General features: G+C 72.6%; 15 protein-coding genes and 1 riboswitch. Of the genes, 4 read left to right on the forward strand and 11 right to left on the reverse strand.

Annotated elements, in window-relative coordinates:
* Window positions 1-94 precede the first annotated feature (94 nt).
* Window positions 95-940, reverse strand: a complete 846-nt coding sequence (locus ACWGH1_RS15745; RefSeq protein ID WP_453354439.1) for a sulfurtransferase — start codon at window positions 938-940, stop codon at window positions 95-97.
* Window positions 941-1,135: 195 nt separating this feature from the next.
* Between ACWGH1_RS15745 and ACWGH1_RS15750 the strand changes: the two genes are divergently transcribed.
* A complete protein-coding gene (locus ACWGH1_RS15750; RefSeq protein ID WP_453354440.1) occupies window positions 1,136-1,930 on the forward strand; it encodes a VOC family protein in 795 nt (264 codons plus the stop codon).
* Window positions 1,931-1,943: 13 nt separating this feature from the next.
* Here ACWGH1_RS15750 and ACWGH1_RS15755 read toward each other — a convergent pair whose 3' ends face one another.
* The 5 genes from ACWGH1_RS15755 to ACWGH1_RS15775 are packed head-to-tail and all read right to left on the reverse strand — an operon-like array spanning window position 1,944 to window position 8,127.
* Window positions 1,944-2,741, reverse strand: a complete 798-nt coding sequence (locus tag ACWGH1_RS15755; RefSeq protein WP_453354441.1) for a hypothetical protein — start codon at window positions 2,739-2,741, stop codon at window positions 1,944-1,946.
* A gap of 58 nt (window positions 2,742-2,799) precedes the next feature.
* A complete protein-coding gene (locus tag ACWGH1_RS15760; protein WP_453354442.1) occupies window positions 2,800-3,450 on the reverse strand; it encodes a thymidine kinase in 651 nt (216 codons plus the stop codon).
* Between the two features lie 54 nt (window positions 3,451-3,504).
* Entirely contained in the window at window positions 3,505-4,707 is a 1,203-nt protein-coding gene (locus ACWGH1_RS15765; protein WP_453354443.1) for an alkaline phosphatase family protein, read from the reverse strand.
* Window positions 4,707-5,303, reverse strand: coding sequence for a DUF5998 family protein (locus ACWGH1_RS15770; RefSeq protein WP_453354444.1), 597 nt, complete (start codon window positions 5,301-5,303; stop codon window positions 4,707-4,709). Before ACWGH1_RS15770 ends, ACWGH1_RS15765 begins: the two co-directional genes overlap by 1 nt.
* 40 nt (window positions 5,304-5,343) lie before the next feature.
* Entirely contained in the window at window positions 5,344-8,127 is a 2,784-nt protein-coding gene (locus ACWGH1_RS15775) for a bifunctional acetate--CoA ligase family protein/GNAT family N-acetyltransferase (RefSeq protein ID WP_453408727.1), read from the reverse strand.
* Between the two features lie 184 nt (window positions 8,128-8,311).
* Here ACWGH1_RS15775 and ACWGH1_RS15780 point away from each other — a divergent pair, with 184 nt between their 5' ends.
* A complete protein-coding gene (locus ACWGH1_RS15780; RefSeq protein WP_079430157.1) occupies window positions 8,312-8,593 on the forward strand; it encodes an HPr family phosphocarrier protein in 282 nt (93 codons plus the stop codon).
* Window positions 8,594-8,824: 231 nt separating this feature from the next.
* On the opposite strand, the gene ACWGH1_RS15785 is transcribed toward ACWGH1_RS15780, so the two are convergent.
* The 4 genes from ACWGH1_RS15785 to ACWGH1_RS15800 all read right to left on the reverse strand — a co-directional run bounded on the left by ACWGH1_RS15785 (window position 8,825) and on the right by ACWGH1_RS15800 (window position 13,603).
* The gene (locus tag ACWGH1_RS15785; protein WP_453408728.1) at window positions 8,825-9,490 is read right to left on the reverse strand and encodes a GntR family transcriptional regulator; all 666 of its coding nucleotides are present in this window, start codon (window positions 9,488-9,490) and stop codon (window positions 8,825-8,827) included.
* Window positions 9,491-9,700: 210 nt separating this feature from the next.
* Window positions 9,701-10,498 (reverse strand): M23 family metallopeptidase, encoded by a 798-nt coding sequence (locus tag ACWGH1_RS15790; protein ID WP_453357828.1) that lies wholly within the window; start codon window positions 10,496-10,498, stop codon window positions 9,701-9,703.
* A 12-nt stretch (window positions 10,499-10,510) separates the two neighbouring features.
* Window positions 10,511-10,669: riboswitch (cyclic di-AMP (ydaO/yuaA leader) on the reverse strand.
* Between the two features lie 199 nt (window positions 10,670-10,868).
* Entirely contained in the window at window positions 10,869-12,236 is a 1,368-nt protein-coding gene (locus ACWGH1_RS15795) for a M16 family metallopeptidase (RefSeq protein ID WP_453354710.1), read from the reverse strand.
* A gap of 20 nt (window positions 12,237-12,256) precedes the next feature.
* Window positions 12,257-13,603, reverse strand: coding sequence for a M16 family metallopeptidase (locus tag ACWGH1_RS15800; RefSeq protein WP_453354708.1), 1,347 nt, complete (start codon window positions 13,601-13,603; stop codon window positions 12,257-12,259).
* 276 nt (window positions 13,604-13,879) lie between these two features.
* On the opposite strand from ACWGH1_RS15800, the gene ACWGH1_RS15805 reads away from it, so the two are divergent.
* Window positions 13,880-16,336 (forward strand): DNA gyrase/topoisomerase IV subunit A, encoded by a 2,457-nt coding sequence (locus ACWGH1_RS15805; protein ID WP_453354707.1) that lies wholly within the window; start codon window positions 13,880-13,882, stop codon window positions 16,334-16,336.
* 97 nt (window positions 16,337-16,433) lie between these two features.
* Complete coding sequence (locus ACWGH1_RS15810) at window positions 16,434-18,557, forward strand: restriction endonuclease (RefSeq protein ID WP_453408729.1); 2,124 nt, start codon at window positions 16,434-16,436, stop codon at window positions 18,555-18,557.
* A gap of 140 nt (window positions 18,558-18,697) precedes the next feature.
* Here the strand turns inward: ACWGH1_RS15810 and ACWGH1_RS15815 are convergent, their stop codons facing one another.
* Window positions 18,698-19,849 carry a CobW family GTP-binding protein gene (locus ACWGH1_RS15815; RefSeq protein WP_453353681.1) on the reverse strand — a complete coding sequence of 384 codons (1,152 nt, stop codon included), beginning with the start codon at window positions 19,847-19,849 and terminating at the stop codon, window positions 18,698-18,700.
* Window positions 19,850-19,858 lie beyond the last annotated feature (9 nt).

The following is a 19,858-nucleotide window of genomic DNA, read 5'->3' on the forward strand; positions in this document are numbered from 1 at the left end:
GCCCCCGGACGGAGTCCGGGGGCCGGTCCGGGGCGGAGCGCCGGACCCGCCCGGCGCAGCGGGGCCGCTCCGCACAGCGGCCCCCGCACTCCGCTCAACCGGCGGAGCCGCCGGTCGCGACCGGCCGCCCCGGGTCCGAGGACCAGTCCGACCAACTCCCCGCGTAGAGGGCCGACGGGATCCCCGCCACCTCCAGCGCCAGCACTTGGTGCGCCCCGGACACCCCCGACCCGCAGTACACCCCCACCGGCGTCGATTCCCCGGCCCCCAGCGCCCCGAACCGCTCCCGCAGCGCCTGCGCCGCGAGGAACCGCCCGTCCGGTCCGACGTTCTCGGTGGTCGGCGCCGACACCGCGCCCGGCACGTGGCCGCCGACCCGGTCGATCGGCTCCACCTCGCCCCGGTACCGCTCCCCGGCCCGCGCGTCCAGCAGGACCCCGGCCCGGGCCAGTGCGGCCGCCCCGTCCGCGTCCAGCACGCGCATCGCCCCCGGGTTTGGCTTGAAATCACCCTCGATCGGGGCCGGTTCCTCGTTCGTCAGTTCGCCGCCCGCCGCCGTCCAGGCGGCCAGGCCCCCGTCCAGGACCCGTACCCGCGCGTGCCCCGTCCAGCGCAGCAGCCACCACGCCCGGGCCGCTGCCCACCCCTGGCCCCCGTCGTAGACGACCACCGGGTCGTCCGCCGAGACGCCGGCCCGCCGCATCACCACCCCGAATTCCTCGGGGTCCGGCAGCGGATGGCGGCCGCCCAGCCCCGTCTCACTGACCGGACCTGCCAGTTCGCGGTCGAGGTCGACGTACACCGCCCCCGGCAGGTGTCCCGCCTCGTACGCGGGCCGCTGGTCGGGGCCGCCGAGCTGCCAGCGGATGTCCAGCAGCACCGGCGGCCTGGTTCCGGCCAGCTCGTTCATCAGTTCGGAAGCCGAGAGAATCGCAGTCATGGGCCCATCTTCCTCCCCGCGCCCCCGCCCCGGACAGCGGACGGGACGGCAACGCGCCGCGACCGCCCGCACCGATTCGGTCAACTCTCACCGACCCGCGATCCGTCCGGCCCGGTCGGGCCGCGCCGGACCCCGCGGAGTGGAAGCATCAGAGCGCGACACGGGGGCAGGGCTACGACGGAGGAGACGGCTGACATGACCGAGGCAGCGGAAACAACCAGGCGCCCGCCCGGCGCGCCCTGCTGGGTGAGCCTGATGGTCCACGGTCTCGGCACCACGGAGGACTTCTACGCCGGCCTCTTCGGCTGGGAATACGTCCCGGGCCCCGTCCCCTTCGGACCGTACGTCCGCGCCCTGCTCGACGGCGAGGAGGTGGCCGGCATCGGCGAGATGCCCCCGGACCGGCACCTGCCGGTCGCCTGGACCACGTACTTCGCGACGGACGACGCCGACTGCACCGCCGAATCGATCCGCTCCTGCGGCGGCACGGTCGCGGTCGGCCCGCTGGACGCGGGCAACGCCGGCCGACTGGCCATCTGCTCCGACCCGCTCGGGGCGATCTTCGGGATCTGGCAGGCCGGCGCCCACCTCGGCGGCAGACTGCACGGACACCCGGGCACCCCGGTCTGGAACGAGCTGCTGACCCAGGACACCTCGACCGTCGGCAAGTTCTACGAGCACGTCTTCGGTCACGAGGCGCGGGAACACCCCGACAACTCGGCCGACTTCGACTACCTCGTCCTGCGCCTCCAGGGCCGGCCGGTCGCCGCCGTCCACGGTGTGGGCCGCGCGCTGCCGCACGACCGGGGCTCGCACTGGATGACGTACTTCGAGGTGGCGGACCCCGACGCGGCCGTCGACCGGGTGGCCCAACTCGGCGGACGCGTCGTCCAGCCGCCGCGCGACCGGCTCAGCGGCCGGGTGGCGACGGTCGCGGACCCGGAGGGGGCGGTGTTCACCCTCGTACGGTCCTGGCCGCAGGCCGGCTAGGCCCGGACGCCCCCTAGCGGCCGACCGCGAGGCGCAGGGTGATCCCGTACATCGTCCGCAGCCTGCGCAGCTCCCAGAGGGAGAGCGCGGTCACCGAGGCGGGCGGCCCGATTAGGAAGAGGATCCGTACGGGCAGCGGCGCGAGCACCGGCGCGTCGTCGAACAGCTGCAACAGGAACATCGCCCACACCAGCACCGGAGTGATCAGCGGCGGCAGCACCTCGTGGACATCGCCGGTGCGGAAGGCGTGGTGGACGCAGAGCACCGCCGAAGCCATGCCGAACGGCAGCAGGAACAGCGCCAGCAGCCCGGAACCGAAGCCCAGCAGGCTCATCGAGCCGGCCGTGCCCTGGGTGACGGCGAGCCACAGCAGCAGCGCCGTGCCGAAGAGCGTGCCCAGCGCGGTCAGCGGTCCGCGCAGCCGCTGGCGGTAGAACGCGGGGCCGGGCGGTCTGGCGCTCATCACGAAGACGGCGAGGGCGATCGGTCCGAGGACGAGCAACAGACCGGCGCTGATGACGACTTCACCGACCTTGTCGCTGAGGACCGAGCCGGCCGACTCGCGCAGCGGATAGGCGAAGAGCAGCCAGCAGGTGGCCACGATCCCGATGGCGGTGCGGGCGATCTGGGCCCGCTCGATGGACTCGTCCACGATCCGGTCCGGCCGCCCGGGCCGGTAGATCCGTCCTGCCAGTACGAACGGCAGCAGCAGGAAGGTGACGCATCCGTTCCTGTCGCTGTTGCGCTGCCCTGCCCCCGGCCTGCCCGTGTAGGTACTCAACTGCTCCGCCCCCGTGACGATGATGATCACCGCATCATAAGACGGTGCGTCAGGCGGCGAAGGGGAACCGGCGTACTGCCGGCGGGCGTCAGGCGTGGTTGACCGGGAGGACGTCCGGGGAGAGGGCGCCGGCGTGGGCGGAGGCGGAGGTCATGCGGCGCCGGTGGTGACGCCGGCAGAGGACCTCGTAACCGATCTCCTCCGCGGGGCGGTTGACGTCGCCGACGACGACCTGGGCGCCTTCCACCACCATCTCCCCGCCCACCGTGCGGGCGTTGTGCGTCGCGCGGGCACCGCACCAGCACAGGGCCTCCACCTGGAGCTGTTCCAGGCGGTCCGCCAGCTCGATCAGGCGCTGGGAACCGGGGAAGAGCTTCGTACGGAAGTCCGTGGTGATGCCGAAGGCGAAGACGTCCAGGCCGAGGTCGTCGACGATGCGGGCCAGCTGGTCGATCTGCTCGGGCGCGAGGAACTGGGCCTCGTCCACGATCACGTAGTCGGCCTTGCCGCCCTTGGAGAGCTGGGCGACGAGGTACGCGTACAGGTCCATGCCCTCCGGCGCCTCCACCGCCTCCGTCACCAGGCCCAGGCGGGAGGACAGCTTGCCCTCCCCCGCACGGTCGTCACGGGTGAAGATCACGCCCTGGAGGCCCCGCGCATCGCGGTTGTGGGCGATCTGGAGCGCCAGGGTGCTCTTTCCGCAGTCCATCGTTCCGGAGAAGAACACCAGCTCGGGCATGGGAAGTACGGGACCTTTCGGGTCGTGGTCGGGAGACGGGCGGGGCGGAGAGGGTCAGGTGCGGACTTCGAGGAGGGGGACCAGCTGCTCCGCCGCCGTCATCGAGCCGTGCATGCCGGCGAGCGCGGACTCGTTCGGCTCGTTGCGGCTCGCGGTGATCGCGACATCGGCGTGGGCGGCGGCGATGACGTCGCCGATCCGGCCGAGCACGCGCTCGTCGCACTCCCCCGGCGGACCGAACCAGCCCAGTTCCAGCGCCTCCTCGCGGCCGGCGACCCAGAAGCGGTCCCCGAGCACCTCGCGCCAGACGGTCAGTACGTCGGCCTCCGCGCCCGGCACCGCGTACACGTGCCGCGCCCGGCCCTCGCCGCCGAGCAGGGCCACGCCGGCGCCCAGCTCCCAGTCGTCGTCGAAGTCGATCCGGGAGTCCTCGTCGAAGGGGACGTCCACCATGCCGTGGTCGGAGGTCACGTACAGCGCGGTGCGCGGCGGCAGTTGCTCGGCGAGCCGCTGCACCAGCCGGTCGACGTACATCAGTTGGCCGCGCCAGGCGTCGGAGTCCACGCCGTGCCGGTGGCCGGCGCCGTCGAGCTCGCTGTAGTACGTGTACACGAGCGACCGTTCACCGGCGGCGAGCTGGATCGCCGCGAGGTCCATCCGCTCCTCGCCGGTCATCCGGCCGTGGAAGGTGCCGCCGCTGAGGGCGATCTTCGTGAGCGGGGTGGTCTGGAACGCGGGCGCGGAGACCTGGGCGGTGTGCACCCCGGCCGCGTCGGCGAGCTGGAAGACGGTCGGGTACGGCTGCCAGGCCTTGGGCTGGGTCCACGGTTGCCAGCGGAGCTGGTTCATCAGTTCGCCGGATGCCGGGTTGCGGACGGCGTAGCCGGGCAGTCCGTGCCGGGACGGCGGCAGGCCGGTGCCGACGGAGGCCAGCGAGGTGGCGGTGGTCGCCGGGAACCCGGCGGTGATCGGCAGGCCGGTGCCGCCGCGCGAGCCGGCGAGGAGGGAGGCCAGGTACGGGGCCTCCTGCGGGTGGGCCTTGATCTGCTCCCAGCCCATGCCGTCGACCAGGAACACGCAGTTCCGGTCGGCCGGGGTCAGCTCGGCGATCCCGGCGGTGAGACCGGGGACGCCCTGGCCGGCCGCGAGGGTCGGCAGCAGGTCGGCGAGGGAGCCGGTGCCGTAGTGGGGCACCGGCGCACCGGCCAGGTCCAGCAGCTCCGGCTCGTCCCAGTTCGACGGTGCGGAGTAGGACATCAGCGGGGGGCGGCGGCCGTGGCCGCGGTCGCCTCGGACAGCGCCTGGGCGAAGACCAGGGTCTGCCGGACCGTCTCCGGGCCGTCGCCGGCCTCGCTGACGCGCAGGCTGAGGTCGTCGGCCGTGGAGTTGCCGGTGTAGCCGTGGTCGGAGTCGCAGTTCGGGTCGCCGCAGGCGGCGGGCTCCAGGTCGATGCGCGAGACGGCGCCCCAGCCGATGGTCAGCACGACCTCACGGGGCAGGGTGCCGGGGGTGTAGGACTCCGGGTTGGCCACGACACGGCTGAGCACCACGGAGGAGATGCTGCTGAGCTTGACCGATTCGGTGGAGGTGGTCGCGTACGGGGACGGGGACCCCGCGTCGGCGGCCTGCTCGTCGGTGTGGCTCACGATGAAGCGGTTGTGGGTGAGCACGAGGACGGTGACGTGCCGGCGCACCTCGTTGGAGTCGAAGGTCGTCTCCTGGTGCACCAGGTACGACGAGATCGGCTCGCCGCCCACCGCGGCCTCCACGGCCTCGGCCACGAGGGCCGGGTAGTAGCCGCTGCGCTCGATCGCCGCGCGCAGCCCCTGGGTCGTCGTACCGGATTTCGCCATGAGGTCCATCCTAAGGCCCGTCCGGGGGACCTGGACCTCGCTAGTAGCTGGGCAGCGTGCGCGGTCCGAGGTCGGTGCGGGCGGGCGGACGGGCCACCCGGACGGTGGCGCTCAGTACCGAGGCACCTTCGGTGGCGACCACGACGGGCTCCAGGGACACGCCGACCACCTCCGGGTGGTCGTCGACCAGCCGGGACACGCGCAGCAGGAGCTCTTCCAGGGCCGGGGTGTCGACGGGGGCGCTGCCGCGCCAGCCGAAGAGGAGGGGCGCGGCGCGGATGGACCGGATCAGGCCGGCGACGTCACGGTCGGTGGCCGGGACGAGACGGTGGGCGGTGTCGCCGAGCAGTTCGGAGGGGACTCCGGCGAGCCCGAAGGAGAGGACGGCTCCGGCGGCGGGGTCGATGACGGAGCGCACGACGATGTCGACGCCGCGGGGCACCATCGCCTGGACGACCGGGAGCAGCTCCTTGGGCTTGCCGAGCAGTTCGGTGAGTTCGTCGTAGCTGCGGCGCAGTTCGGCCTCGGAGGTGAGGTCGAGGCGGACGCCGCCGAGGTCCGCCCGGTGGCGCAGGTGCGGGGCGGTGGTCTTCAGGGCCACGGGGTAGCCGAGGATGCCGGCGGCCCGGGCGGCGGCGTCCGCGCTGGGCGCGGGCAGGGTGGTGGGGACGCGGATCCCGTACCGGCCGAGGAGGGCCCGGGCGTCGGCCTCGGTGAGGGTGAGTACGGCGTCGGGCGCGGCGCCCGTGAGGAGCGCGGCGAGCTGGGCGGCGGCTCCGGCCTCGTCGATGTCCTCGAACTCGGGGACCTGGCCGGAGTCGGCGTTGGCCTGCCGCCACTGGGCGTAGCGCACGGCCTCGGCGATGGCCTTGACGGCCCGCTCGGCGGCGGGGTAGGCGGGGATCGGCCCGTGGTCCCCGGCGGCGCGGGGGGCGGCGGTGCCGGCGGCCGGGGCGCTCGCAGGCGGCGGCGCACCGGCCTGGGCGGCGTGCGGGCGGGGGGCCGTGGAGAGGGCGTCGGCCAGGGCGCCCAGTTCCACGTGGACCACCGCCACCGGCTTTCCGGGCCGGGCGGCCACCGCCTCGCGCAGCGCACCCGCCAGGTCGTCGGCCAGTTCCTGCTCCCGCACCCACGGGATCGCCGTCACCACCACCGCGTCGTTGTCCGGCGAGGCCAGCGCCCCGGTCAGGGCCACGCGGAAGTCGTCCGGCGAGGCGAGGGTCGTCAGGTCCAGCGGCGCCAGTGGCCGCAGGCCCTCCGTCAGGCAGGCGTCGTACGTGAGGACCCCCAGCGACTCGGAGTTGCCGAGGATCGCGACCCTCGGCCCGGCCGGCAGCGGCTGCCCGGCCAGCAGCAGGCCGACGTCGACCAGCTGCGTGACCGTGTCGACCCGGATGACGCCGGCCTGTCCGAGCAGCGCCGAGACGGTCGCCTCGGGCAGCCGGGTGCCGGGGACGACGTGGCCGGCCGGGGTGTGCCGCCCGCCGCGGGCCACGACCACCGGCTTGACGGCGGCCGTCCGGCGGGCGAGGCGGGTGAACTTGCGCGGGTTGCCCAGGGTTTCGAGGTACATGAGCGCCACGTCGGTGGCTTCGTCGTCGTACCAGTACTGCAGGATGTCGTTGCCCGAGACGTCCGCGCGGTTGCCCGCCGAGACGAACGAGGACAGCCCCGCGCCCCGCCGCAGCAGCCCGGACAGCAGGGCGATGCCGATCGCACCGGACTGGGTGAACAGGCCGATCCGGCCCCGCTCGGTGGCCGGCGCCGGGGCCAGCGAGGCGTTGAGTTCGACGTCGGGCGCGGTGTTGATCACGCCGAACGCGTTCGGCCCGATCAGCCGCATCCCGTAGGACCGCACCTGCCGCAGCAGGGCGCGCTGGCGCTCCTGTCCCGCGGGGCCGCTCTCCCCGTACCCGGCCGACAGCACCACGAGCCCCTGTACACCGTGCTCCCCGCAGGCCGCCACGGCGTCCGGCACCCGCTGCGCGGGGACGGCGATCACCGCCAGGTCGACCGGGGCGCCGATGGCGGCGAGCGAGCGGTAGGCGCGCACCCCGTCCAGCAGATCGGCGCCGGCCGACTCGTTGACCGCGTAGAGGTGCCCGTGGAAGCCGGTGTCCCGCAGGTTGCGCAGCACCGCCGCCCCGACGCCCGCCCCGGAGCGGCTGACTCCGATCACCGCCACGGAGCCGGGTGCCAGCAGCCGCTGGACGGAGCGGGCTTCGGCGCGCTGTTCGCGGGCGCGCTGCACGGCGAGCGACTCGGCGGTGGGCTCCAGGTCGAGGGTGAGGTGCACGGAACCGTCTTCGAAGCTGCGCCTCTGCTGGTAGCCGGCGTCCGTGAACACCTTGATCATCTTGCTGTTGGCGGGCAGCACCTCGGCGGCGAACCGCCGGATGCCCCGCTCGCGGGCCACGGCGCCGATGTGCTCCAGGAGCGCGGAGGCCACTCCGCGGCCCTGGTGGGCGTCCTGGACCAGGAAGGCGACCTCGGCCTCGTCGGCGGGGGCGGACGCGGGCCGGCCGTCGGGGCCGATCCGGTCGTAGCGGACGGTGGCGATGAACTCTCCGCCGACGGTCGCGGCGAGGCCGACCCGGTCCACGTAGTCGTGGTGCGTGAAGCGGCGCACGTCGCGGTCGGAGAGCCGCGGGTAGGGCGCGAAGAAGCGGTAGTACTTCGACTCGTCGGAGACCTGTTCGTAGAAGCTGACCAGCCGTCCCGCGTCATCCGTGGTGATGGGCCGGATGCGGGCGGTGCCGCCGTCGCGCAAGACGACGTCCGCTTCCCAGTGGGCCGGGTACGAGAGGTCCGACTCGGTGGTCATGGGCACACCCTAAGGGGCGCATCCCCGCGATGGCGCGTGCGCGGCGCATGAGGCATAACGGGACGAACACGTGCAAGCTGGGGAAGGTCGAACGGCGGTGGATCCAGGCCGAAGGCCGGTCCGAGCATTCCGGGCGTCGTGAGAGACTGGTCTAGACAACCGTAAGAACCTGAAGGGCATCACCATGGCAGAGCGCCGCGTCAACGTCGGCTGGGCCGAGGGCCTGCACGCTCGTCCCGCCTCGATCTTCGTCCGTGCGACGACCGCTTCCGGCGTCCCGGTGACTATCGCGAAGGCCGGCGGCGACCCCGTCAACGCCGCTTCCATGCTGGCGGTCCTGGGCCTGGGCGCCCAGGGCGGCGAGGAGATCGTCCTCGCGTCCGAGGCCGAGGGTGCCGAGGCCGCGCTGGACCGCCTCGCGAAGCTCGTCGCCGAGGGCCTCGAGGAGCTCCCCGAGACGGTCTGACCGCCGGGCCCTTCGGGTCATCCGTACGCGGCGGAGCCGCGGCCCCCGTATCGACCGGGCGCCGCGGCTCCGTTGCTTTTCAGACCGAATTCCGGCCACCGGAAACAATTCGGCCACTCGCGCCGGAGAATCCCGCGCACGAGAAACCCGCAACGCAGCGGAATTCCCGTGCCGCGCACGTGAGGGCGGCAAAGCGGACCGGATATCGCTCCCCTTTGTATACGGCCCTTGTTAATGCCGGCCGCTGGCCATGTTTACGGCAGGTTGCGAAGTCCTCACCCTCGGCCGGTGGGATCCGGCCGCCCGGTCGGCGTGCAGAGCGGTCAGCGCCCGGGCGCGCTCGGCGTCGCCCCGCGCCACGGCGTCCACGATCGCGCCGTGCTCGGCCCAGGAGTCGACCGGCCGGGCCGGTGCCTGCACCACGTACATCCAGGCGATCTTGTGCCGGGTCTGCGTCAGCACGGAGATCAGCCCCGGGCTGGCGGAGGCCTGCGCGAGCGTCTCGTGGAACCACCCGCCCAGGGCGCGCAGATCCTCTCCCCGGCCGCTCCTGGCCCGTTCCTGGCCCAGCCTGACCAGACCGCGCAGCACCTTCAGGTGGCCCTCGGTACGCCGGCGGGCGGCCCGGGCCGCGGCGAGCGGCTCCAGGAGCGCCCGCAGCTCCAGCAGGTCCGCCGCCTCCTGGTCGGTGGGCTCGGCGACGCAGGCGCCCGCGTGCCGGCGGGTGGTGACGAACCCTTCCGCCTCCAGGGTGCGCAGCGCCTCACGGACAGGGACGCGCGAGACTCCGTACCTGCGGGCGAGGACCTCTTCGGTCAGCCTGCCGCCCGGCTCGAAGACCCCGGAGACGATGTCGTCACGGATCGCTGTGCATACCGCGTGCGCAGGAATACGCAAGACCTCACTCCGCTCTCATTCCGACTGCCGACTTCCGGCGTTGCCGTCACGACCGTACTGCGACTCTAATGCAGCACACGAACATTTCCGAGGACGGCCGGAAATACGAAACATTTGTCGGCGGACGGAAGGGCGCCCCGGGATACGTCGAAGGCCCCGGCTCGGGGAGCCGGGGCCTTCGACGGAAGCGGTGCGTTCGGTGCCGTCCGGTCAGACGTTGACGCCGTGCGAGCGCAGGTACGCCACCGGGTCGATGTCCGAGCCGTACGTGGCACCGGTGCGGGCCTCGAAGTGCAGGTGCGGGCCGCTGGCGTTGCCCGTGGAGCCCGAGATGCCGATCTGCTGGCCGGCGGAGACCTGCTGGCCGGCGGAGACGTTCAGCGACACCATGTGCGCGTACTGGGTGTAGGTGCCGTCGTTGTGCCGGATGACGACGTTGTTGCCGTACGCGCCGCCCCAGCCCGCCTCGACGACGGTGCCCGCACCCACGGCGTGGACGGTGGTGCCCTCGGCGGCGTGGAAGTCGATGCCCGTGTGGCTGCCGGAGGACCACATGCTGCCGCCCGCCTTGTACTGCGTGCTGACGTACGAGCCGTCGATCGGGGCGACGAAGGTGTTGAGGCGCTTGCGCTCCTCCTCGCGGGCCGCGCGCTCGGCGGCGTCGCGCTCGGCCTTGGCCTTGGCCTCGGCGAGGCGCTTGGCCTCGGCGGCGCGCGTCTTGGCCTCGGCCTCCGCCTGCGCCTTGGCGGCGGTGACCTCGGCGGCCCGGTGCTGGGACTCGGCCTGGGTCTCGATCTCGTTCTGGAGCTCGTCGGCGACGACCACGGCGCTGAGGCCGGTGTCCTCCATCGACGGGGCCGCGGCCCTGTCCGCGGCGAACGCGGGACCGGCCAGGGTGCCGACGACGCCGGTGGTGGCGAGGGCGGCTATGCCGGCGTAACCGGCGGTCTTGCGGCTCATACGGCTTGAACCACGGTGCTTACCGGCGGCACGACTGCCAAACGCCATGAAGGGTTTGATCCTTTCCTTCCCTCTCGCCTACCGGGTTAGCTGACGGGTTCGGAGCAGGAAGGTCTCCTACGGGCCCCTCTTGCGAGGTGGTCCGATTCACCCCAGGGACACTTGTGGGTCCCCGGCTCCCCAGGCTCGCGCCTGACGGGGACTCGGCGATCGCTGCCCGGTGCCGCGGGTGCGGCGCGCACAACTGACGGACAGCACGGCCGACGCTAGGCGGATCTTCGGGCAATCTCCAAACAGACGCGTGCTTTTGTTACCTACGCCACACCACATACGAACAACCACACCACCAAACAGGCAAAAAGGGACTCCGGCGGACAAGCCGCCGGAGTCCCCTGCATCAACCAGGTGGAGGGCCGCGTCAGTTGGTGACGACGGTGACCGCACCGATCCCGAGGGCCCGCACGGGCTCCTCGATCTGCGCCGCGTCACCCACCAGGACCGTGACCAGCCGGTCCGCCGGGAACGCCGCGACGACCGCCGAAGTCGCCTCCACCGTGCCGGTCGCGGCGAGCTGCGCGTACAACTTCGCCTGGTAGTCGTCCGGGAGCTGCTGCTCCACCTGGTCGGCGAGCGTGCCCGCGACCGAGGCCGCGGTCTCGAACTTCAGCGGGGCCACGCCCACCAGGTTCTGCACCGCGACGTCCCGTTCGGCGTCGGTCAGGCCGCCCTCCGCGAGGGTGCGCAGCACCGTCCAGAGGTCGCCCAGCGCCGGGCCGGTGTTGGGGGTGTCCACCGAGCCGCTGATGGCGAGCATCGAGGCGCCCCTGCCGTCGGCGGTGGAGCGCAGCACCTGGCCGAACGCGCGGACCCCGTAGGTGTACCCCTTCTCCTCGCGCAGCACCTTGTCCAGGCGCGAGGTGAGGGTTCCGCCCAGGCAGTACGTGCCGAGCACCTGGGCCGCCCAGACACGGTCGTGCCGGTCCGGGCCGATGCGGCCGATCAGCAGCTGCGTCTGGACCGCGCCGGGCCGGTCCACGATGATCACGCGCCCGGTGTCGTCGGCGGTCACCGGGGGCACTGGCAGCGGCTCGGCGCTACCGCCGGTCCAACTCCCCAGGGTGTCCGCGAGGACCGCGTCGAGGTCGATGCCGGTCAGGTCGCCGACGACCACCGCGGTGGCGGTGGAGGGGCGCACGTGGGCCTCGTAGAAGGCGCGTACGGCCGCGGAGTCGATCCGGGCCACCGTCTCCTCGGTGCCCTGGCGGGGCCGGGACATCCGCAGGCTCCCCGGGAAGAGCTCCTTGGAGAGCTCCTTCGCGGCGCGGCGCTGCGGGTTGGCCAGCTCGTGCGGGATCTCGTCGAGCCGGTTGCGGACCAGGCGGTCGACCTCGCCGTCCGCGAAGGCGGGGGCGCGCAGCGCCTCGGCGACCAGCCCGAGGGCCTTCGCCAGGCGGGAGGCCGGGACCTCCAGGGAGACCCGGATGCCCGGGTGGTCGGCGTGCGCGTCGAGCGTGGCGCCGCAGCGCTCCAGCTCGGCGGCGAACTCCTCGGCGGAGTGCTTGTCGGTGCCCTCCGACAGGGCGCGGGCCATGATGGTGGCCACGCCGTCCAGGCCCTCGGGCTCCGCGTCCAGCGGAGCGGCGAGGTTGATCTCCACGGCGATGACCTGCTGGCCCGGGCGGTGGCAGCGCAGCAGGGTCAAGCCGTTGGGCAGCGAGCCGCGCTCGGGGGCCGGGAAGGCCCACGGCTTGGCCTCGCCGGCCTGCGGCTGCGGGTGGAGGGTCATCGTGACGGCTGCGGTGTCGCTCACTGCTCCGCCCCTTCGTTCTCGGTCTCGTCGGACTCGTCGGACTCCGCAGTGAGCGGCTCGTACACGAGCACCGCGCGGTTGTCGGGGCGCAGCCGCGCCGCGGCGACGGCCTGCACTTCCTCCGCGGTGACGTCGAGGACGCGCCCGACCGCGGTCAGGGCGAGCTGGGGGTCACCGAACAGCACGGCGAACCGGCACAGTTCGTCCGCGCGGCCGGCCACCGTGCTCAGCCGGTCCAGCCACTCGCGCTCCAGCTGCGCCTGGGCGCGCTCCATCTCCTCGGCCGTGGGGCCTTCGGCGGCGAACCGGGCGAGTTCCTCGTCCACGGCCGCCTCGATGTCGGGCACTTCGACCCCGCTGGAGGTCTTCACGTCCAGCCAGCCCAGGGAGGGCGCGCCCGCGAGGCGCAGCAGGCCGAAGCCCGCCGCGACGGCGCTCTGGTCGCGCCGGACCAGGCGGTTGTGGAGGCGGGAGGACTCGCCGCCGCCCAGGACGGTCAGCGCCACGTCGGCGGCGTCGCACTCGCGGGTGCCGTCGTGCGGAAGCCGGTAGGCGGCCATCAGCGCGCGGGCCGGGACCTCCTCGACGATCTCCTCGCGGAGCTGGCCGCCCATGATCTCGGGCAGCGAGCCGTCGCGCGGCGGCTGCTTGCCGTCGTGGGCCGGGATGGTGCCGAAGTACTTCTCGACCCAGGCGAGCGTCTCCCCGGGGTCGATGTCACCGACAACCGACAGGACGGCGTTGTTCGGCGCGTAGTACGTACGGAAGAACGCGCGGGCGTCCTCCAGGGACGCGGCGTCCAGGTCGGCCATCGAGCCGATGGGGGTGTGGTGGTACGGGTGGCCCTCCGGGTAGGCGAGGGCGGTCAGCTTCTCGAACGCCGTGCCGTACGGGACGTTGTCGTACCGCTGGCGGCGCTCGTTCTTGACGACGTCGCGCTGGTTCTCCATGGAGTCCTCGTCCAGGGCGGCCAGCAGCGAGCCCATGCGGTCCGCCTCCAGCCACAGCGCGAGCTCCAGGTGGTGGGCGGGCATCGTCTCGAAGTAGTTGGTGCGCTCGAAGCTGGTGGTGCCGTTGAGCGAACCGCCGGCGCCCTGGACGAGCTCGAAGTGCCCGTTGCCCGGTACGCTCGCCGAGCCCTGGAACATCAGGTGCTCGAAGAGGTGAGCCAGACCGGTGCGCCCCTTGACTTCGTGGCGGGAGCCGACGTCGTACCAGAGGCAGACGGCGGCGACCGGAGTCAGGTGATCCTCGGAAAGCACCACGCGCAGGCCGTTGGCCAGCCGGTGCTCGGTCGCTGTCAGGCCGCCGGAGCCGGCCTGAGCTGTGGCCGTGTGACCCATGGGCATGTGGTCCCTTCGATCGCGATGCAGAGATTTCTGTCAGACCTGCCACTGTATGCAAGCGCGTCGGCGACCGGAGAAGTTCCCGGGTCCTCTCCCGGAGCTCCGTCCGGGGGACCCCCAGGGTCGGAGTCGGCGATGTCGGTGCCACGGGCCACAATGGTCCGCGACACCACCTGACCCGATCGACGCAGACGCCGACGCATACCCCATCATCGCCAGACCAGACCGTCAGACCCCGAGTACACCCTTTCTTGGTTAAGGAGCCGCGCAGCGATGGCCCGCCGCAGCACGAAGACCCCGCCGCCGGAGGATTTCGAGGAGAAGATCCTCGACATCGACGTCGTCGACGAAATGCAGGGCTCCTTCCTCGAGTACGCGTACTCGGTGATCTACTCCCGGGCCCTGCCGGACGCCCGTGACGGCATGAAGCCGGTGCACCGCCGCATCGTCTACCAGATGAACGAGATGGGCCTGCGCCCCGACCGCGGGTACGTGAAGTGCGCCCGCGTCGTGGGCGAGGTCATGGGCAAGCTGCACCCGCACGGTGACGCGTCGATCTACGACGCCCTCGTGCGCATGGCGCAGCCCTTCTCGATGCGGCTGCCGCTCGTCGACGGGCACGGCAACTTCGGCTCGCTCGGCAACGACGACCCGCCGGCCGCCATGCGTTACACCGAGTGCAAGATGGCCGACGCCACGTCACTGATGACGGAGTCGATCGACGAGGACACCGTCGACTTCAGCGCCAACTACGACGGCCAGGAGCGGGAACCGGTGGCGCTGCCCGCCGCCTACCCGAACCTGCTGGTCAACGGCGCCTCCGGGATCGCGGTCGGGATGGCCACGAACATGCCGCCGCACAACCTCGGCGAGGTCATCGCGGCCGCCCGGCACCTCATCCGCTACCCGCAGGCGGACCTGGAGGCGCTGATGCGCTTCGTGCCGGGTCCCGACCTGCCGACCGGCGGCCGGATCGTGGGCCTGTCCGGCATCAAGGACGCCTACGAGAGCGGCCGCGGGACGTTCAAGATCCGCGCGACGGTGGCCGTGGAGAACGTGACCGCCCGCCGCAAGGGCCTGGTGGTCACCGAACTGCCCTTCACGGTCGGCCCCGAGAAGGTCATCGCGAAGATCAAGGACCTGGTCGGCTCGAAGAAGCTCCAGGGCATCGCCGACGTCAAGGACCTCACCGACCGCTCGCACGGCCTGCGCCTGGTCATCGAGATCAAGAACGGCTTCCACCCCGAGGCCGTGCTGGAGCAGCTCTACAAGCTGACGCCGATGGAGGAGTCCTTCGGCATCAACAACGTCGCGCTGGTCGACGGGCAGCCGCTGACGCTCGGCCTCAAGGAGCTGCTGGAGGTCTACCTCGACCACCGCTTCGAGGTCGTACGGCGGCGCAGCGAGTTCCGCCGGGGCAAGCGGCGCGACCGCCTGCACCTGGTCGAGGGCCTGCTGGTGGCCCTCATCGACATCGACGAGGTCATCCGGATCATCCGGGACAGCGACAACTCCGCGCAGGCCAAGGAGCGGCTGATCGAGCGCTTCTCCCTGAGCGAGGTCCAGACCCAGTACATCCTGGACACCCCGCTGCGCCGGCTCACCCGCTTCGACCGGATCGAGCTGGAGTCCGAGCGCGACCGGCTGACCGGCGAGATCGACGAGCTGACCGGGATCCTGGAGTCCGACAGCGAGCTGCGCAAGCTCGTCTCCGCCGAACTGGCCGCGGTCGCGAAGAAGTTCTCCACCGAGCGGCGCACGGTCCTGCTGGAGTCGGGGGCCACGGCGGTCGGGGCGGTTCCGCTGGAAGTCGCGGACGACCCCTGCCGGGTACTGCTGTCCTCGACCGGCCTGCTCGCGCGGACGGTGACCGCCGAACCGCTGCCGCTGGGGGAAGGCGGCCACCGCGCCAAGCACGACCTGATCGTCTCGCAGGTCACCGCGACGGCCCGGGCCGAGGTCGGTGCGGTCACCTCCTCCGGGCGGCTGCTGCGGCTGTCGGTGATCGACCTGCCGCAGCTGCCGGACACCCACACCGCGCCGAACCTGGCTGGTGGCGCCCCGGTCACCGAGTTCCTGTCGGGCCTGGAGCCGGACGAGCAGGTGGTCTGCCTGCTCTCGCTGGACGAGTCCTCCCAGGGCCTGGCGCTGGGCACCGAGCAGGGTGTGGTCAAGCGGGTCGTGCCGGACTACCCGGCGAACAAGGACGAGCTGGAGGTCATCACCCTCAAGGAGGGTGACCGGATCGTCGGCGCGGTCGAGCTGCGTACCGGTGAGGAGGACCTGGTCTTCATCACCGACGACGCCCAGCTGCTGCGCTACCCGGCGGCCCAGGTACGTCCGCAGGGCCGCCCGGCGGGCGGTATGGCGGGCATCAAGCTCTCCGACGGGGCCAAGGTGATCCACTTCTCGGCCGTGGACCCGGGGCGCGAAGCCATGGTGTTCACCGTGGCGGGCTCGCACGGCACGCTCGACGATTCGGTGCTGTCCGGAAAGCTGACCCCGTTCGACCAGTACCCGCGCAAGGGCAGGGCCACCGGGGGCGTGCGCTGCCAGCGGTTCCTCAAGGGCGAGGACGTACTGACGCTGGCCTGGGCGGGCAACGCCCCCGTCCGCGCGGCCACGGCCGGCGGCGCGCCGGCCGAACTGCCGGCCGTCGACCCGCGCCGGGACGGCTCGGGCACGGCGCTGCCCGCTGCGGCCGTGGCGCTGGCGGGGGCAGCGCTGTAGCGGAAGCAGTCGGTTCGGGTGGTACGGGCGGGGGGACGTACCATCCGATTGCCGACTAGTGTTTTCCCTTCGGGTGCGGGTGGGGGGAGTACAGCTGATGAGCCGTCGAGCGAGCAGCGGACTGATCGGTGTCTGGGCGGAGGCGCAGCGCCAGCAGCAGCGCACTCAGGTCATCCGGCAACGCGAGGCCGAGCGCCGGGAGCGGGCGTACGAGCGCGAGGCGGCCCGGGGGCAGCGCGAACAGCAGGCCGCCTACAAGCAGCACCGGGAGGCCGAGGCGCGCCGCCGGACCGAGGCACTCGACGCTGAAGTGGCCGCCCTCCAGGGGCTGCTGGCTGCCGGCTGCCGGGCACCGGCCTTCCGCATGGCCGCCCTGGTGCGCTCCGAACGGCTCGAACCCTTCAACCCGGGCGCACTCGCGCAGCCCGTACCGATGCCGCAGCTCCAGCAGTTCGAGCAGCAGAGCAGCGGCTGGACGCTCGGCTCGGGCCGCCGGGTCCAGGCGGAGCGGGAGGCACACGACCGGTACACCCAGGCGTGGCAGGCCGCCCATGCCGCGGAGCAGCAGCGGCAACGGCAGCTGGCGTCGTACCGGCAGCAGTACGACGCATGGGCGGCTGCGCAGCTCGCCGGGATCCGCGCGCACAACAGCGGTCTCGGCGAACTGGCCGCCGCCCTCGGGGCGGGTGACGCCGAGGCCGCGGTCGAGTACTTCTCGGCGGCGCTGTACGCCTCGTCGGCCTGGCCCGAGAACCTGCCCCGGCAGGTGTCCGCCGCGTACGACCGCGCTGCCCGCCAGCTGGTGCTGGACTGGGAGTTGCCCCGCTACGAGGTGGTCCCGGAGACCAAGTCGGTCCGGTACGTGCCGAGCACGGACCAGGACAAGGAGACGGCCCGCCCCGCCACCCAGCGGCGGGCGCTGTACCGGGACCTGCTGGCTCAGTGCGTGCTGCTGGTGCTGCGCGAGCTGTACGCGGCGGACGAGTTCGGCGCGCTGGACTCGGTGGTGGTCAACGGGTTCGTGGACGACCACGATCCGGTGACGGGACGGGAGGCGCAGATCGTCCTGGCCACCGTGCGGGCCGAGCGCGAGGCCTTCGCCGGGCTGCGCCTGGAGCAGGTGAGCGCGGTGGACTGCCTGCTCGACGGCCTGGGCGGGCTGTTGTCGGCCCGCCCGGACCAGCTGGCAGCGGTACGGCCGGGGCGCCGGCCCGGCGAGGTCGGTGGCGTCGTCAGCCACGGCGGGCACGCGGCCGGCGGCGAGGAGGAACCGGACCTGTTCACGATGGACCCGATCGCCTTCGAGAACCTGGTCGCGGAGCTGTTCCGGGCGATGGGCATGGAGGCGGTGACCACACAGCGGTCGGGTGACGGCGGCGTGGACGTGGAGGCACTGGACCCGGCGCCGATCCGGGGCGGGCGGATCGTCGTCCAGGTCAAGCGCTACCGGAACACGGTCCCGCCGACGGCGGTGCGGGACCTTTACGGCACGGTGCAGGACAGGGGGGCGAACAAGGGGGTGCTGGTCACCACCGCGTCCTTCGGGCCGGGGTCGTACACCTTTGCCAACGGCAAGCCGCTGGAGTTGGTTCCCGGGACCGAACTCGTGGCACTGCTGCACCAGCACGGGCTGCGCGGCCGCCTGGGCGACGGTGGCCGGCCTGCCGGAGCGGCGGCCGCCGACCGCGCCGCGGCGCCCCCGGCCGCGGCCCCGCCCGCGCCGGCATCCGGCCCGGCCGCGTACAACGTCCTCGGCATGTCCTGGTCGGGCGCCGTCGCACTGGACGTCTGCGCACTGGTCTGCGAGGGCGGCCGGGTGCTGAGCGAGGACCACTTCGTCTTCTTCAACAACCCGCGGACTCCGGACGGTTCCGTCCGCTCAGGGGCGCACACCGCGCCGGACAAGGCCGCCGTGGAGGTGGACTTCGACGGCCTGCCGGCGCACGCCGACCGGCTGGTGCTCGTCGCCGCGATCGACCCTGAGGTCGATCCGGACGCCGATCTCGCCGGATTCGCCGACGCCCGGATCCGGCTCCTCGACTCCGCCGGGCAGGAGCTCGACCAGTTGGAGGTCTCCGACGGCCGGGCCGGCGAGACCGCCCTGGTGCTCGGCTCCTTCCGCCGCCGCCCGGGCGGCGACTGGAAGTTCGTGATCGGCGGCAAGGGGTACCGGGGCGGCCTGGAAGACCTGCTGGGCGAGTTCGGCATCGAGGTCGCCTAGGTAGCGTAGGGGGTGTCTGACGGATCAGGGCCGGGCCCGGGTCTGATCCGTCAGACACCCCCTGGTGCTGTGGCCGGGAAGGTTTGCCGGGTCGCGGTTCCCCCGGCGGTAGCTGGGGGTGGACCTTTCCGGTCACAGCACTAGGTTCGGTCCGCGTCCCAGTCCTCCGCGTCGATGGGGGTGTCGCCGGCCCCGGCCTCCGCCGCCTCGTCCCGGACGGGCCTGGCGACGTACCGCAGGATCCCCCACATGCTCTCCGGGCTGACCTGCCGCGGCTCCGGTTCGCGGCACGCCTCCAGCTCGCGGAGCAGGCCGGCGCCGTCCATGTCGGAGCCGATCAGGACCAGCTGGGTCAGCCGCGCCTCGCCCCGCCCCCAGGGGGCGGTGGCGAAGCGGAGGAAGCGGCCCACCGCCTGGACCTCGTAGCGTTCCTCGTGCCCGGGAACGCCGAAGTAGACGAAGCCCTTGATCCGGTAGACACCGGCCGGCCGGCGATCGAGGAAGTCGATGAACCGGCGCGGGTTCAGCGCCTGCCCGGACTCGAACTGCACGCTCTCGTACCGGGCGTGGACGTGACCGGCGTGGCCGTCCTCGTCCGCGGACTCCCCCGCCAGCAGGTCCTCGAAGGAGAGCTGTCCCCGCGGCTCGGTCCAGGGACGGCGGTCGAAGAGCAACTCGGGGTCGATACGCCCGTGGTCGACGGCCACCACCGGGGTCCCGGGTGCGCAGAGCGTGCCGAGTTCGGCCTCGATGCGCGACCGCTCGGCGGCGTCGATCCGGTCGGTCTTGTTCAGGACCACCAGGTCCGCGACGCCGAGGTGGCGGTCGGTCTCCGGGTGTCTGACGCGCGTCGCGTCGAACTCCGCCGCGTCCACGACCTCCACCGTCCCGCCGTACCGGATCGCGGGGTTCTCGCTGGCCATCAGCATCCGGATCAGTTCCTGCGGTTCGGCCAGGCCGCTCGCTTCGATGACGATGACGTCGATCCGGTGGGCGGGCGCGGAGAGCTTCTCCAGGTACGCGTCGAGCTCGCTCCCGTCGACCGCGCAGCACAGGCAGCCCCCGCCGAGGGAGACCATCGAGTCGCCGAGCTGCCCGGCGACCGCCATCGCGTCGATCTCGATCGTGCCGAAGTCGTTGACGACGACTCCGACGCGCGTGCCGCCGCGGTGCGCGAGGAGATGGTTGAGCAAGGTGGTCTTGCCGGATCCCAGGAATCCGGCGAGGACCACGACGGGGATGGTGGACACGCTGCGCTCGGGCTGCCTGCTGGTCGGTGATGTGGGGTGCACCCGGCCGAT

It is taken from the genome of Streptomyces sp. NPDC054883 (assembly GCF_053610645.1).

Excerpts from the sequence above, each read along its gene's own strand:
- ACWGH1_RS15775 (WP_453408727.1), bottom strand. The coding sequence starts at position 8,127 with ATGACCACCGAGTCGGACCTCTCGTACCCGGCCCACTGGGAAGCGGAC.
- ACWGH1_RS15760 (WP_453354442.1), bottom strand. The coding sequence starts at position 3,450 with ATGCCCGAGCTGGTGTTCTTCTCCGGAACGATGGACTGCGGAAAGAGC.
- ACWGH1_RS15770 (WP_453354444.1), bottom strand. The coding sequence starts at position 5,303 with ATGGCGAAATCCGGTACGACGACCCAGGGGCTGCGCGCGGCGATCGAG.
- ACWGH1_RS15750 (WP_453354440.1), top strand. The coding sequence starts at position 1,136 with ATGACCGAGGCAGCGGAAACAACCAGGCGCCCGCCCGGCGCGCCCTGC.
- ACWGH1_RS15745 (WP_453354439.1), bottom strand. The coding sequence starts at position 940 with ATGACTGCGATTCTCTCGGCTTCCGAACTGATGAACGAGCTGGCCGGA.
- ACWGH1_RS15795 (WP_453354710.1), bottom strand. The coding sequence starts at position 12,236 with ATGACCCTCCACCCGCAGCCGCAGGCCGGCGAGGCCAAGCCGTGGGCC.
- ACWGH1_RS15805 (WP_453354707.1), top strand. The coding sequence starts at position 13,880 with ATGGCCCGCCGCAGCACGAAGACCCCGCCGCCGGAGGATTTCGAGGAG.
- ACWGH1_RS15780 (WP_079430157.1), top strand. The coding sequence starts at position 8,312 with ATGGCAGAGCGCCGCGTCAACGTCGGCTGGGCCGAGGGCCTGCACGCT.
- ACWGH1_RS15790 (WP_453357828.1), bottom strand. The coding sequence starts at position 10,498 with ATGGCGTTTGGCAGTCGTGCCGCCGGTAAGCACCGTGGTTCAAGCCGT.
- ACWGH1_RS15800 (WP_453354708.1), bottom strand. The coding sequence starts at position 13,603 with ATGGGTCACACGGCCACAGCTCAGGCCGGCTCCGGCGGCCTGACAGCG.
- ACWGH1_RS15765 (WP_453354443.1), bottom strand. The coding sequence starts at position 4,707 with ATGTCCTACTCCGCACCGTCGAACTGGGACGAGCCGGAGCTGCTGGAC.
- ACWGH1_RS15810 (WP_453408729.1), top strand. The coding sequence starts at position 16,434 with ATGAGCCGTCGAGCGAGCAGCGGACTGATCGGTGTCTGGGCGGAGGCG.